The sequence below is a fragment of the Hyphomicrobium denitrificans ATCC 51888 genome, from assembly GCF_000143145.1.
GTDB lineage: Bacteria > Pseudomonadota > Alphaproteobacteria > Rhizobiales > Hyphomicrobiaceae > Hyphomicrobium_B > Hyphomicrobium_B denitrificans.
The window spans coordinates 2,695,915-2,709,636 of sequence record NC_014313.1 but is presented as its reverse complement, the minus strand read 5'-3'; the positions used below and the strand labels follow the sequence as shown (position 1 = coordinate 2,709,636).

The window sequence follows — 13,722 nt, the reverse complement described above, 5'->3', positions numbered from 1 at the left end:
CGCAGCACCGTCACGCCCCCGGGGACTCGCCTACACGCAATTTCCATCCTCTAACCGTCACGGCCGCGCAGGCGGCCGTCCACGACAACGTGCGAACCGCTCGCTGCTTGCGGCGTGGATGGCCGCCTCCGCGGCCATGACGTGAGTGTGCAGTTGCGGGCAGCTCGATGAAGGCGAGCGGAGATGCCAATCACGACGGCATTGCCGGCCGGCTCGACGAAGGAGAGTCGGCAATGCCAATCAAAAAGTTCTTCTAAACTTCTTCCGCGATCGGCGCGCCGGATTCATCCACGAATGCGATGCGGATCATGTTGGTCGTGCCGGGGCTGCCGAGAGGAATACCGGCCGTGATGAGCACGCCTTCGCGCGCTTTGACGAGCCCTTCCTCGAACGCGATGCGGCACGCTTTGCGCACCATGTGCGAAAGGTTTTCCGGATCGCCGGTCAGGATCGTCTGCACACCCCAGACGAGCGATAAGCGCCGCGCCGTCGACTCAATCGGCGTCAGTCCGATGACCGGAATGCCCGGCCGTTCGCGCGTGACGCGAAGGACCGTCGAACCGGTCGCCGTATAGCACACGATGGCGCCGAGCTTCACCGTATCGGCGATTGCCGAGGCGGCGGCGGCGATGGCGTCGGCGCCGGTCGGCTGCGGCTCGGTCTGCGTCGCATAAAGCATCGGCTCGTAGATCGGATCGTGTTCGACCTCGATCGCGATCTTGTCCATCATCTGGATCGCTTCGACCGGATATTGTCCGACCGCGCTTTCCGCCGACAGCATGATCGCATCCGCGCCGTCGAACACGGCATTGGCGACGTCGGAAACTTCGGCGCGCGTCGGCATCGGCGACGAAATCATGCTTTCGAGCATCTGCGTCGCGATGATGACGGGCTTGCCCGCCGCACGCGCCATGCGCGTCATCTTTTTCTGGATGCCCGGCACGCGCTCGACCGGCATCTCGACGCCAAGGTCGCCGCGCGCCACCATGATGGCGTCGGACGCCGCAATGACGTTCTCGAGATCGGCAACCGCCGACGGCTTCTCGATCTTCGACAGGATCGCGGCGCGCGTGCCGATAAGGTTGCGCACTTCGTGAATGTCTTCGGCGCGCTGCACGAACGACAGCGCCACCCAGTCGACGCCGAGCTTGAGCGCGTGGGCGAGGTCGGCCTTGTCTTTCTCGGTCAGCGGGCTGATCGGCAGAAGCGTATCGGGCATCGAAATGCCCTTGCGGCTCGCGAGCATGCCGCCGGTCGTCACTTCCGCACGGATTTGAACTTTTGAGGCTTCGACGACGCGCATCCGGAGCTTGCCGTCGTCGAGCACCAGCATGTGTCCCGGCTTGATGGCGTCGAAAATCTGCGTATGCGGCAGATAAACCCGCTCGCCGGTCCCGAGCGTCTCATCGAGATCGAATTTGAAGATCGAGCCGGTCTTGACCTGCACGCGGCCGGTTTCGAAATTGCCGATGCGGAACTTCGGCCCCTGCAGGTCGGCGAGGATGCCGATCGGGTGGCGATGGCGTGCCGCGCACGCGCGTACCGTATTGTAAAGCGCCTTCGAGCCGTCGTGTGACGAGTGGCTCATGTTGATGCGGAAAACGTCGACGCCCGCGATGAAAAGACGTTCCACCATCTCCGGAGCGGCAGATGCGGGGCCAAGCGTTGCAACGATCTTGACCCGCCGGTTACGTCTCATTTTTCAGCTTTTCCTTGCCCCGGATCAGTGAGGCGGATGGTCCATTCCTTCGCCTCTCCGGTATCGACTTCAAAAAATCCCGTGCGCTTATATCCGCGTTTTTCGCAATCCTGAACCCCCCGGATGGCGAACGACTTTTCATTGGTGCACATATCGTTCTTGCCGCCCCATTCGCCGCCGCGATCGTAGTCGACGGCGTGAACGTAAACATAGCGGCTTGGCAGCGCACCCTTGAGCAGTGTTTCGCACGTCTGCGAGGCGATGTTCCACCAGCCTTCGGTGGCCCAGCCGGTTTTATCCTGATAGCCGATTGCAACGCCAACTCGGCTCGAAGTGATATTGCATAGCTTCAGATCGGCATGCGCGACATTGGCCGAGAGAAGGAGACCGAACGACAGCGCCAGAAGATGCATAGCGGCGCGCGAATTGAAGTACTGCGGCAAGTTTGCTCTCCGTCTGCATCAGGTCCGTTTCGGAAGCGCGCGAAAAGCGCGCGCCGACGGCGGCCTCGCCTACGGATCGACGAGGATGACCCTGAAATCGTTGACGTTGGTCTGCGTCGGTCCGCACAGGATGAGGTCGCCAAGAGGGCGGAAGAAGCCCGTCGAGTCGTTGTTCTCCAGCATCCTGGCAGCATTGAGGTTGAAGGCTTCCGCGCGTTTCAATGTGTCGGGGAAGACCATCGCACCGGCCGGATCGCCGGCATTGCCGCCGCCGCCATCGATGCCGTCGGTATCGCCCGCGAGTCCGAAAATACCAGGCTCGCCGTCGAGCGCGATCGCAAGCCCGAGCGCGTACTCTTGATTCGGTCCGCCCGAGCCGTTGCCGCGCACGGTGACGGTCAGTTCGCCGCCCGACATGATGGCGATTTTCTCGCCGCGGCGCTTGGCGTCGAGCGCCATTTCCGCGTGCTTGCGCGCAACTTCCCGCGCTTCGCCCTCAAGGTCGTCGCCGAGCATGATGACACGATAGCCGCGTTCGCTGGCGATGCGCCCCGCGGTCTCGATCGACGCTTTCGGCGCGGCGACGATGACGTAGCTGGAATTCGCTAGCTTCGGATCGCCTGCCTTGAGCGTCTCGTTCTGCGCATCGTCCAAAGCGCGCGCGATTTCGGGATCGGGCGTGATTTTCCATTTCGCGAGAACCGCGCGTGCGTCGGCCAGCGTCGAGCGATCGGCAACGGTCGGCCCCGAACCGATTTCGTCCGGATTGTCGCCCGGCACGTCCGAGATCGAAAGCGTCAGCAGCTTCGCCGGATAGACGGCTGCTGCGAGCTTGCCGCCTTTGATTTGCGAGATGTGTTTCCGCACACAGTTCATTTCGGAGATCGGCGCGCCGGATTTCAAGAGCTGCTTGGTTAGCGCCTGCTTGGCTTCGAAGCTGACGCCCTGAACCGGCGCGGCCCAGATCGCCGATGCGCCGCCCGAGAGCAGGCATAAAACCAGATCGTTCGGCCCGGCGCTCTTCGCGAGCTCGATGGCTTTCTGCGCGCCGACGACCGAGTTCGCGTCGGGCACCGGGTGACCGGCTTCCAGGATTTTGATGATCTTCGTCGGCAGCCCAAAGCCATGACGCGTCGAGATGAGCCCCGAAATGCCGTCGGCGGCGCCGGTCGCGATGTAATGCTCTTCGGCTGCGACGGCCATTGCCGCCGAACCCTTGCCGCCGCCGATAACGATGATGCGTCCGCCGGCCGGCACGGGCGGCAGGTGGGGCGGCAGGCACGTCGAGGGATGCGCGGTGGTGTAGGCGGCCTCAAACAGCGCGCCGAGTGTCTGGCGAGCGCTGCCGTTCGTTCCGTCTGCCATATGCATCCCCAGCCATTGGAATTGTGTGTTTATCGTTGTGATTTGCGCAATCGCCTTCCGCCCGTCAAGGCATCATCGGCCGCAGGGTTATAGAAGGCCCGCCAGCCCTGTGCCTCAGCCCGTTTCCGGCCTATCTTCAAGGGCGAGGCCCGGCCGATCCGGCACGTTCGCGAGGAGATCACGATGAAGTCTTTCGATGCTCAGACGACGCTCGAATTGGAGGCGGCAGCCTTCCGGCGTCTTGTCGAACATCTCCGCGAGCGAACGGACGTCCAGAACATCGATTTGATGAATCTCGCCGGTTTCTGCCGCAACTGCCTGTCGAACTGGATGGCTGAGGCCGCGTCCGCCAAGGGCCTCGCGCTGTCGAAGGACGAAGCCCGCGAGATCGTCTACGGCATGCCTTATCGCGAATGGCAGGCCAAATATCAGAAAGAAGCAACGCCAGAGCAAAAGGCGGCGTTGGCGAAATCGCATCCGCACAGCCACTAGTCTGTCCGGTCCCGGCCGGGATGCCCGATGGCGCGTGGATGGCCGCCTGCGCGGCCATGACGATGTGAGGGAAAGTCGAAACAAAAGCTGCGGCGTCGAAGTGAGCCCTGATCCATCAACTCTCCCGCTATGGCCGCGGAGGCGGCCATCCACGACGAGCCGCGAACACTGAGTCGGTGCGCGGCATTCGCGACGTCAAGCCCATCCTCTGACATATCCCTATGGATTGCTTCCGTTATCGCCTTGCTGCGCCCAGTCCGCGCCGATAGCTTCCGGCAAAGCTTGAATTCAGCAAGGAGCCTCCATGAGTACGCTTCAGGCCTCGGCGCAAAATCAGTTGCGGCAGTTCGTCGAGCAGATCGAACGCCTGGAAGAGGAAAAGAAGCAGATCGCAAGCGACATCCGCGACAAGTACACGGAGGCGAAAGCTGTCGGCTTCGACGTCAAGGCGCTCCGCCAGATCGTGCGCCTGCGCAAGAAATCGAACCAGGAGCGCGAGGAAGAAGAAAGCATCCTGGAAGTCTACATGCACGCGCTGGGCATGCTCGAGCAGGCGCCGGCGGAGCACGTGGTCGACGCGATGATCGCCGCCGAATAGGCGGTCTGCCGGGCGCTGCGCCCGGTTTGAATGAAAAATTGAGATATTCGAACGGGCCGCGCGGCAAGTGTCGCTGCGGCTCGTTTTTTCGTGCACTTGGTGACCGGACACAAAACCAGCGCCGCTTGTCCCTATTCGGCGCTAGGGTCAGGCGGCGCTGGACGGCGGCCTCACGGCCACCTTTTCGGCGGATGCGCTCAGAAATGTGATCCTCTCCGCGCGCATCCAATGCTGGCAACATAGGCGCAGCCTATGATAAGGACAAATCGCGATTTCTTGTCCTGGGCATTAGAGTAGCTGATGGCACACGTTACGCTCAAACAGTTGCGGTACTTCGATGCCCTGGCGCGCGAGCAGCATTTCGGCCGGGCGGCGGACGCGTGCGCCGTGACCCAGCCCGCGCTCTCGATGCAGATCCAGGACCTCGAAGCCTCGCTCGGGATCTCGCTCGTCGAACGCACGCGGAACGGCGTCAAGCTGACGGCCAAGGGCGAGGAAATCGCCAGCCGTGCGCAGCGACTGCTGAATGATGTGCGCAACTTGATCGACTACGCCCAACACGCCGGCGGCATCCTGTCGGGCGTGCTGCGTCTCGGCGTCATCCCGTCGGTCGCGCCGTATCTGCTGCCGCCGCTTCTGCCGCTTCTGAAAGATAAATACCCCGACCTTGAACTGCACGTCCGGGAAACGCAGACGCAGGTGCTGACCGACGAACTGGTCGAGGGCAAGCTCGACGTCCTGCTGCTCGCTCTGCCGATCAAAAATCCCGACGTCGAAACGCTGTCGATCTTCGACGACCGCTTTCTGCTCGCGGTTCCGAAATCGAAAAAGCTGTCGGGTCGCGTGCGCGCGACCAAGGACATGGTCGAGGGTGATCGCTTGCTGCTGCTCGAAGAAGGTCATTGCCTCCGCGATCAGGCGCTGACGTATTGCAGCCTGAGGCAGGTCGATGCCGTCAGCACGTTCGGCGCGTCGAGCCTGTCGACGATCGTCGAGATGGTCTCTGCCGGTCTGGGGATCACGCTGCTGCCGGAGATTTGCGTCGGCGTCGAAGGCCGCAATCGCGAAATCAAAGTCATGCGCTTCGTCGAACCGGAGCCGTCGCGCGCCATCGGTCTCGCATGGCGCCGTTCGAGCCCGAGACGCGATGACTTCCTGGCTCTTTCGAAGCTGATTTCCGTCGCGTGGCAGGCGTCTTTGAAGCGCGGCGCGATCGCGATGCAGGCCTGAGCAGGCGCGCATCCGAAGCGCTTATTGTACGGTCATTCAGCGCGCGCTGGTCTGGACGGACCGGTTCTCTATGCCCGCAGGCGGCGGACGTTGCGACAGTTCCATGAGCGCTTCGGCATGGACAGCCTTGCCCTGGAACTGCTGCGCCCACATTTGCTCGGCGACCTGTTGGCCCGGCCGGAACTTCATCGGCGGAATGCGGCCTGCGTCGTCGAGCGCATCGAGCGTCGCCGCCACGTCCGGACGCTGCAAATCCGCCAACGGCGCATCGCGCGCTTCCGCGTTATCGGTCAGCAGCGGCGCCAGCGGGAACGGGCGGTACGCGAGTTCTTCCGGGTGATCGTCGTCGAATGCCGGGGCTTCCGCCCAGCCGTTGCCGAGACCGTTCGGATTCATATCGGTGACGCTCGCTGCGGCCGCCGGATCGAGGCTGGCGACGCGCGCGGTCGGCTGGGCTTTCGGCGCATGACCGGATTCAGCCAGCGCAGCGGCGGCAAGCGCCTTTTGCGGACGCACGGCCCGCTTCGGACCGGAGACGAGTTCCGGCATCGGCATCGAAGCGGCGGCCGTCACAAGGGCATCGAGCTTGGTGCGATCGGCTTTCGACGGGCTCGGCGTAAAGCGCGACGGACGTTCGACGGCGCGCGGCGCGGACACGAGATGCGGTGCGCCTTCGTCAATGGCAGGCGGCGATAGAGACGCGACACGCGCAGGCGCGAACGGCTTCGGATCCTTGACCGCCGGATCAGGCTCCGTCGTCAGATTGACGTTGCGCCGTGTCGATCCGCCACCTCCGAGAGACGCAACGACGGAGAGGCGCTTGCCGCCGCCGGTCCCGAGTTCTGCCGAAGCCACCATCGTGCGCGAACCGGGCGTCACGCGCGCGCGGAAGAAATCCGCGACCTGGATCGCCAGTTCGCGATGCTTGCTTTGCGCAACCTGAACGTCGCTGGGCGTGATCGGGCGTCCGTCGGTCGGCACGTATTTGGAACGGCCGTTGGGGAACAGCAGCGCCAGCTCGTAGCGCGGCATGCGCGGCCACATGCGGACGTTCGCAGTATCGACGTGAACGAAAGGAATGCCCGAGGTCGGATAGTAACCGACGCCGCCCCGCTCGCGGATCAATGCCGAGTAGCGCATTTTTTTCAGCGGCACATCGGGGAAGGTGATGTCGATGGCTTTGCCGGTGATGTGCTGGCTGGCCTTGGCCTGCCCACCGCGCGTCTGCCGCAGCATCTCGTTCGTACCCGACGAGCGAAAGCCGCAAATGATACTGATCGGTTCCTTGGAGCCGAGTTCCTCGTGCATTTCCCAGGCGAGGTCGATGGTCGCCGGAGAAATCTCCTTCACCTCGTTCTTGCGCCAGTCGCGCATGATCCAATTGATCTGCTTCAGTGCCGCGGGATCATATTGTGTGCCGCGCTTGTACGTGACCGTCAGGCGCTCGTGCGTATGAATGTGATAGAATGAGATCGTGCGTTCATTGGCTTGGCCGGCCGCCGTGATGCTATCGGCGTGCAGACAGGCTGCCGCAAAAAGCGCAGCAACACCAAACACGACGCCTGAGCGGCGAAGAACCACGAAATTCCCCCGTCCCTACGCAAAACCCCCGAGCCCGACTGGGGCCGACAATGCTCGGCTCCCAATTGGGTAAACCCCAATTCGTTAAGACGCAGTAACTATGCGATGCTTTGCATCTAACGACGGGGAATGGGCGACAAAAGGGCGGGGGTGCTCGCGCCTAGAAAAAGGGCCGGTCCGATCGCCGGCCGGCCCTTTAGCGTCAGAGGATGGAAGCTCGGCGGTCAGAGCCCGCCTAGAACTTTCTGGAAGAAGTTATTGAGCCCGCCGTCGTACTTCTTGCCGCGCTTCGGGCGATCGTCATTGGAACTCACGCCGAACCAGTCGTCGTTATTGCGGCGGCGGCTGTCGGCGTATTCGTCGAAACCGATATCGTCCGGCGTAACCTTCGGTTCCTTGGTGACGTCGATCTGTTTCCATTTGCCTGCAAGCGCCAGCGTGATGCGCTTCTCGTGGCCGTAGATGTCACCGAAGCTTTCGATGGCGCCGTCGTCACCTGCGCGCGCGGTGAAATAGGTGATGTGCACCGGGATCGGCCGATCGAGCGCGATCTCGTTTTCTTCCGGCCCGTTTTTAAGGAGATCGTTGACGGCGATCTTGTCCCAGCCCTTGTCCTGAGCAAGGACGACTTCGGCAAGCTGCACCGGATTACGCACGCGCATGCAACCGTGGCTGAAGGCGCGGATGCTCTCGTTGAACAGCCCCTTGCTCGGCGTGTCGTGCAGATAGACGGCGTGCGCATTCGGGAACAGGAATTTGACGACGCCAAGCGCGTTTCCGCCGCTCGGCGGCTGATAGACGTGGAAGTTCCGAATATCGCTGCGATACCAGTTTATGCTGGTCGCGCTGATGCGGCGGCCGTTGCGCTCCATCACCAGACCTTGCCGGCGCAGAGGATCGCCACCGGCGCGAAGGCCTGGCAGCAATTCCTTGACCTTGATCGAATCCGGCACGTTCCAGCGCGGCTGGAAAACAATGGTGCGCATCATGTCGGAGAAGACCGGCGTCTGGCGGTTGACGCTGCCGGTCACGATGCGTTCGTCGAAGACGACTTCGCCGTCCTTCACGACGCGGACTTTGAAGTCGGGAATGTTGACCGTGACGTAGAAGTCGCCGAGGTCGTCCGGCATCCAGCGCCACTCTTCCATGTTGGCGAGCAGCTTTGCTTCGCTGATGCCGTCGTCTCCGTTCAGCGAGCGGCGAAGCGCCGTCGTGATCGTCGGTGTCGGCGGATCGATGCCCTTTTCAACCTTGTAGGCTTTGACCGCGCGCGCCAGATCGTCGTCGTAAAAGGTCTCGTCGAAAGGCTTCCCGTCGGGGCCGGCCTGCGGCGGCGTCACCTTCAGAGCTTTACGGATCAGCGCAATCTGCGGACTGCGCTTGCCCGGCGCGATGTTCGCGCCGCCCGGAATGTTGATCGTTTCGCCATTGCCGCCCGATCTCAGCGCCAGCAGCTTCTGCCGCAGCAACTCGAACTGCTTGTGTTTCGGCTGCAGCGACTTGAGATAAGCGCCCTTGTCCGTCGCCGTCGCAAGCGTATCGATCACCGTGCGCGGCGCGATCGGCTGCGGCTTGCGATCGAGATAGGCCGAAAGCTGCTCCGGCGGATTGACGATCCGGCCGCCACGGGCATCGCGTGCATAGGCGAGCGCGCTGAGCGACAGGCGCGTTTCGGCATCGGTCAGATCGTCGAGGCTATAGCTGCCATCCGGCGCAGCCTTGAGATCAGGAATTTTGTAGTCCTGCGAGCGCAGGCCCCAGTTGTCGGCATCCCTCAGAGCCGACATCACGCTCTGTGCGTCCGCCGTATAGCCGTTCTTGTCGACCCAAAGCGCCGCGCCCATCCGAGCCGCATAAAATTGCGTCAGCGCCTCGCGATCGCCGATATCGGCAGAGGCGAACAGCTTCTTCTTGTTCGCCTCCAGGTAGCGGCCGACCTGCGTATAGACCAGATGATCCGTGACCGCGACGGTGGGAGCGGGTTCAGCGGCTCGTTCCGGTTCGGCCGCGATAGGCGCCGGCGCCGTCTCGGCGGGAGCGGCATGCGATTGAGGCTGCATCGCGGTTTCGGTGCCGACCGCCACTGCGGGCGAAGGCTCCGAAGTTTCGTCGGTGTTCGCCGCGTACGCGGTGGAAATGGCACTGCAGCTCAGCAACAGCCCGACTGCAACGAAATACGACACCCGCATTACGAATTTCACCTTCCACCGTCGGAGCTTGCAAATTTTACTGATAGCCGCCGCTTCTATGCCTGACCAGCCCGGCCGCTGGATAACTGTATTGCACGAAGCTATGGCGAAAGTGTTGCGCTTCTGACGCCTGGAAAATGCAAAAGCCCCGGATGCAGCCGAGGCTTTTGCGTCGAGAGCGACAGGGGTTCGCACTCGCTCCGGATCGACAGAGTGATGTCGAGCCTACAGGGGTGTGGTGGTGGCACGGATGCGCTCCGGTTGCGCGCGGCCGTCCCACCGGACCCGCGCACATGCATTTCCGTCCGCTGTTACACGAACAGAAACCTCAGTTCGGCCTCGGTTCGAGACCGTATTCCTGCATTTTACGATAAAGTGTCGAGCGGCCGATATTCAACCTCTTGGCGACTTCCGTCATGTGTCCGCGATAACGGCCGAGCGCCAGGCGGATCATGTCGGCTTCGATCGCTTCGAGCGAACGGATCTCTCCGTCTTCCGCGACGGCCTGAATGCCGAGCGAGCTGCCCGATGCCGTAGATTTTATTTCGACGGTATGCGGCACCGTGTTCTCCGCGCCGATGAGCGCCGGTCCCGTGTAAGCGGGCTGCTTCTGCACAGCGGCCGGTGCTGCCGGAATCTCCGCTTCGAACCCATCGACGTGCGCGGCGATCTGCGGGAATTCCGCGACCGTCAACTCCGGCCCATCGGCAAGAACGACGGCGCGGAAAATCGTATTCTCGAGCTGACGCACGTTGCCCGGCCACGAGTAGGCCTGCAGTAGCGCCATGGCGCGCTCGGAAATCGCGGCGACGCGCTTACCTTCTTCGGCAGCGAAGCGAGCCGCGAAATGACGTGCAAGTTCCGGAACGTCATCAATGCGCTCGCGCAGCGGCGGCACGAAGATCGGGAACACGTTCAGCCGGTAATAGAGGTCTTCGCGGAACTTGCCGTCCTTGACCAGCTGGATCATGTCGCGGTTCGTCGCCGAGATCAGCCGGAAGTTGACCTTCACGGGCTTCTTCGATCCGACGGGATCGATCTCGCCTTCCTGCAGCGCGCGCAGCAGCTTCACCTGCGCGTCGAGCGGCAGTTCGCCGACTTCGTCGAGGAACAGCGTTCCGCCGTCGGCTTCCTGGAATTTGCCGATGCGCTTGTCGACGGCGCCGGTGAAGGCGCCCTTTTCATGCCCGAAGAGAATGCTTTCCACGAGGTTCTCGGGGATCGCGCCGCAGTTGACGGTGATGAACGGACGGCCAACGCGTTCGCTCTCGCCCTGGATGGCGCGGGCGATCAATTCCTTGCCGACGCCGCTCTCGCCTTCGATCAGAACCGGGATGGTCGACGCAGCCGCACGCTTGCCGAGCGAAATCACGCGCTTCATCGCGTCGCCGCGCATGACGAGGTCGCCGAACGTCAGCGTGCCTTCGACCTTCTTCTTGATGCGGTTGATTTCACCCGCGAGCGCTTCAATCTTCAAAGCGCTCTTGATCGAAACTTCGAGCCGCTCCGGCGAGGCCGGCTTGACGACGAAATCGACGGCGCCGCGGCGCATCGCATTGATCGCCGTCTCGATTGAGCCATGAGCGGTCTGCACGATGATCGGAGGCATCCCCTGCGCATGACCGACGCGCTCAAGGACGGCCATGCCGTCGACGCCGGGCATGACGAGATCGAGGATCACCAGCGCGATCGGGTCGCGCTCCTGGGATTCGAGAATTTGGAGGGCCTGCTCGCCCGAGCCGCAGGTCTTGGTTTCAAAACCGAAACGCTTGACCGTCTCTTCGAGAATACGACGCTGGGCGGGATCGTCATCAACGATCAGAACACGCTTGGACATGTGGCACGCAACTTTACAATAACTGACACTGGGTGCCGTCTCCCCCTGGCGCCGAACTGGGATTTGACCCAGCTTCTGACATTCGGTGACCGGCAAATAACGCAACAGGGGCGACAGTGACGTATTTGAGTAAATGGATCGTTTCCGCGTGCCGCATTTTTTGAGCGAGTTAAAACACCATGAAAAGCGTGCGCTCCGGCCGATAATCAGCCGCGCGTGTGGCTTCGAAGACGGGGACGGCCCCCTGTAGGGCCTTGCGCGCCACGCATCCGATCGCCAAATTTGCCTGCGCGCGGGGGCGTGCTGACGCTTCCTCGCTCACGCCACCAGGTCCCCCGAAAGGAATTTCATGAGCCGCGAACCTTCCCGCAAATCGTCGTCCGCGCTGCGCGCCACAACCAGCCGATCGACCAAAACGCCGCGGCTTGGCGCGATGCCGGAATGGGACCTGAGCGATCTCTACGCCGCGCCGGACGCGCCCGAGGTGCAACGTGATCTGAAGGCCGCGGCCAAGGAAGCGGCGCGCATCAAGACGGCCTATCAAGGCCGCCTCGCCGACCTCGCGAAAGACGGCGGCAAGCTTGCGGGCGCGATCAAGGACTACGAAAAGCTGTCGGATCTGGTCGGCAAGCTCGGATCGTACTCGGGACTCTACTACGTGCTCGATCAGACCGATCCGGTGCGGGCAAAATTCAACGGCGACGTGTCCGAGGCGCTGACCAAACTCTACACGGACCTGATCTTCTTCGAACTCGAGCTGAATCAGATCGACGACGCGACGATGGACGGCGCGCTCAAACATAAGGACGTGAAGCGCTACAAGCCTTGGCTCGAGGACCTGCGCAAGGAAAAGCCGCATCAGCTCGATGAAAAGCTCGAACGCCTTTTCACGGAGAAATCGCAGACCAGCCGCAGCGCCTGGAACCGGCTCTTCGACGAGACGATGTCGGCGCTGAAATTCGACGTCAAAGGCGAGAAAACGCCACTGACGTTGGAGCCGACGCTGAATTTCCTGTCGAGCCCCGATGAGAAAAAGCGCAAGGCCGCGTCGGAAGCCTTGAGCAAGGTTTTCAAGGCCAATCTGCCGCTGTTCACGCTGATCACGAACACGCTGGCGAAGGACAAGGAAATCTCCGACCGCTGGCGCAACTTCAAGGACGTTGCCGACAGCCGCAATCTCGCGAACCGTGTCGAAGGCCCGGTCGTCGACGCGCTCGTGACAAGCGTCCGCGCCGCCTATCCGCAGCTTTCGCATCGCTACTACGCCATGAAGGCCAAGTGGCTCGGTAAGAAGAAGCTCGCGTCCTGGGATCGCAACGCGCCGCTTCCCGACAAGCCCGAGCGCACCATCACGTGGGCCGAAGCCGAGAAGATCGTGCTCAAGGCCTACGGCAATTTCGCGCCGGAAATGGCCACGATCGCGAAGCAGTTTTTCGACAAGAACTGGATCGATGCAGCGGTGAAGCCGGGCAAGGCGCCGGGCGCGTTTTCCGCCTCGACGGTCCCGTCCGTGCATCCGTATGTGATGATGAACTATCTCGGAAAGCCGCGCGATGTGATGACGCTCGCGCATGAGCTTGGCCACGGCGTGCATCAGTGGCTGGCGCGCGCCCAGGGTCCGCTCCTCGCGCCGACGCCGCTGACGCTCGCCGAGACCGCATCGGTGTTCGGCGAGATGCTGACGTTCAAGGCCATCCTCGCCGAGACGAAGGATAAGCGCGAACGCAAGGCGATGATCGCGGGCAAGGTCGAGGACATGCTCAACACGGTCGTGCGTCAGGTCGCGTTCTACACATTCGAGCGCAAGGTCCATGAGGAGCGGCGCCAGGGTGAGCTGACGTCCGATCGCATCAACGCCATCTGGCTCGAAATCCAGGGAGAGAGTCTGGGACCGGCGATCGAACTCAAGCCCGGATATGAAGTGTTCTGGACGTACGTCCCGCACTTCATCCATTCGCCGTTCTACGTTTACGCCTACGCCTTCGGCGACTGCCTCGTGAACTCGCTTTATGGCCTCTACGCCGAAGCACACCCGGGGTTCGTCGCGAAATACTTCGACCTGCTCAAAGCCGGCGGCTCCAAGCACCACTCGGAATTGCTCGCTCCGTTCGGACTGGACGCCCGCGACCCGGAATTCTGGAACAAGGGGCTGAAGGTCATCGAGGGCATGATCGACGAGCTTGAAACCATGGCGTGAGTGCAGATTAGGCACGCGGGCGGGGAAATTGAGAAAGCGAGGGAAACGAATCTGAGGCCCGGCGTATTGTCAACCTGTCGCAGGCGGGGAG

At 62.4% G+C, this 13,722-nt stretch carries 11 protein-coding genes; 5 read left to right on the top strand and 6 right to left on the bottom strand.

The annotated features are described in order from the left end of the window. Window positions 1-253: 253 nt before the first annotated feature. The 3 genes from pyk to HDEN_RS13035 form a co-directional block, all read right to left on the bottom strand. Entirely contained in the window at window positions 254-1,699 is a 1,446-nt protein-coding gene (pyk, locus tag HDEN_RS13045; RefSeq protein WP_013216599.1) for a pyruvate kinase, read from the bottom strand. Beyond that, complete coding sequence (locus HDEN_RS13040; protein ID WP_013216598.1) at window positions 1,696-2,142, bottom strand: DUF1036 domain-containing protein; 447 nt, start codon at window positions 2,140-2,142, stop codon at window positions 1,696-1,698. The genes pyk and HDEN_RS13040 overlap by 4 nt, the downstream gene beginning before the upstream one ends. Before the next feature lie 69 nt (window positions 2,143-2,211). Further along, window positions 2,212-3,507 carry a glycerate kinase type-2 family protein gene (locus HDEN_RS13035; protein ID WP_013216597.1) on the bottom strand — a complete coding sequence of 432 codons (1,296 nt, stop codon included), beginning with the start codon at window positions 3,505-3,507 and terminating at the stop codon, window positions 2,212-2,214. A gap of 183 nt (window positions 3,508-3,690) precedes the next feature. Here HDEN_RS13035 and HDEN_RS13030 point away from each other — a divergent pair, with 183 nt between their 5' ends. From HDEN_RS13030 to HDEN_RS13020, 3 genes are all read left to right on the top strand, one after another. Continuing rightward, entirely contained in the window at window positions 3,691-3,999 is a 309-nt protein-coding gene (locus tag HDEN_RS13030) for a DUF1244 domain-containing protein (protein WP_013216596.1), read from the top strand. A gap of 304 nt (window positions 4,000-4,303) precedes the next feature. After that, complete coding sequence (locus tag HDEN_RS13025; RefSeq protein ID WP_013216595.1) at window positions 4,304-4,597, top strand: DUF2312 domain-containing protein; 294 nt, start codon at window positions 4,304-4,306, stop codon at window positions 4,595-4,597. Window positions 4,598-4,897: 300 nt separating this feature from the next. Further along, complete coding sequence (locus tag HDEN_RS13020; RefSeq protein ID WP_013216594.1) at window positions 4,898-5,827, top strand: LysR substrate-binding domain-containing protein; 930 nt, start codon at window positions 4,898-4,900, stop codon at window positions 5,825-5,827. Window positions 5,828-5,863: 36 nt separating this feature from the next. Here HDEN_RS13020 and HDEN_RS13015 read toward each other — a convergent pair whose 3' ends face one another. Beyond that, window positions 5,864-7,408 carry a peptidoglycan L,D-endopeptidase MepK gene (locus tag HDEN_RS13015; protein ID WP_013216593.1) on the bottom strand — a complete coding sequence of 515 codons (1,545 nt, stop codon included), beginning with the start codon at window positions 7,406-7,408 and terminating at the stop codon, window positions 5,864-5,866. 224 nt (window positions 7,409-7,632) lie between these two features. Next, entirely contained in the window at window positions 7,633-9,492 is a 1,860-nt protein-coding gene (locus HDEN_RS13010) for a L,D-transpeptidase family protein (protein ID WP_245256640.1), read from the bottom strand. Between HDEN_RS13010 and HDEN_RS18390 the strand changes: the two genes are divergently transcribed. Further along, on the top strand, window positions 9,479-9,724 hold the full coding sequence (locus tag HDEN_RS18390; protein WP_169305469.1) for a hypothetical protein: 246 nt from the start codon (window positions 9,479-9,481) through the stop codon (window positions 9,722-9,724). The two genes, HDEN_RS13010 and HDEN_RS18390, sit on opposite strands and share 14 nt — an antisense overlap. A gap of 201 nt (window positions 9,725-9,925) precedes the next feature. Here the strand turns inward: HDEN_RS18390 and HDEN_RS13005 are convergent, their stop codons facing one another. Next, window positions 9,926-11,434: a sigma-54-dependent transcriptional regulator gene (locus tag HDEN_RS13005; protein ID WP_013216591.1), complete on the bottom strand. Its 1,509-nt coding sequence runs from the start codon at window positions 11,432-11,434 to the stop codon at window positions 9,926-9,928. 349 nt (window positions 11,435-11,783) lie between these two features. On the opposite strand from HDEN_RS13005, the gene HDEN_RS13000 reads away from it, so the two are divergent. Continuing rightward, the gene (locus tag HDEN_RS13000; protein ID WP_013216590.1) at window positions 11,784-13,631 is read left to right on the top strand and encodes a M3 family oligoendopeptidase; all 1,848 of its coding nucleotides are present in this window, start codon (window positions 11,784-11,786) and stop codon (window positions 13,629-13,631) included. Window positions 13,632-13,722: the final 91 nt, after the last annotated feature.

Bases quoted from the DNA above. Each gene is read 5' to 3' on its own strand.
- HDEN_RS13005 (WP_013216591.1), bottom strand. From the start codon at position 11,434: ATGTCCAAGCGTGTTCTGATCGTTGATGACGATCCCGCCCAGCGTCGT.
- HDEN_RS13000 (WP_013216590.1), top strand. From the start codon at position 11,784: ATGAGCCGCGAACCTTCCCGCAAATCGTCGTCCGCGCTGCGCGCCACA.
- HDEN_RS13035 (WP_013216597.1), bottom strand. From the start codon at position 3,507: ATGGCAGACGGAACGAACGGCAGCGCTCGCCAGACACTCGGCGCGCTG.
- pyk (WP_013216599.1), bottom strand. From the start codon at position 1,699: ATGAGACGTAACCGGCGGGTCAAGATCGTTGCAACGCTTGGCCCCGCA.
- HDEN_RS13020 (WP_013216594.1), top strand. From the start codon at position 4,898: ATGGCACACGTTACGCTCAAACAGTTGCGGTACTTCGATGCCCTGGCG.
- HDEN_RS13030 (WP_013216596.1), top strand. From the start codon at position 3,691: ATGAAGTCTTTCGATGCTCAGACGACGCTCGAATTGGAGGCGGCAGCC.
- HDEN_RS13025 (WP_013216595.1), top strand. From the start codon at position 4,304: ATGAGTACGCTTCAGGCCTCGGCGCAAAATCAGTTGCGGCAGTTCGTC.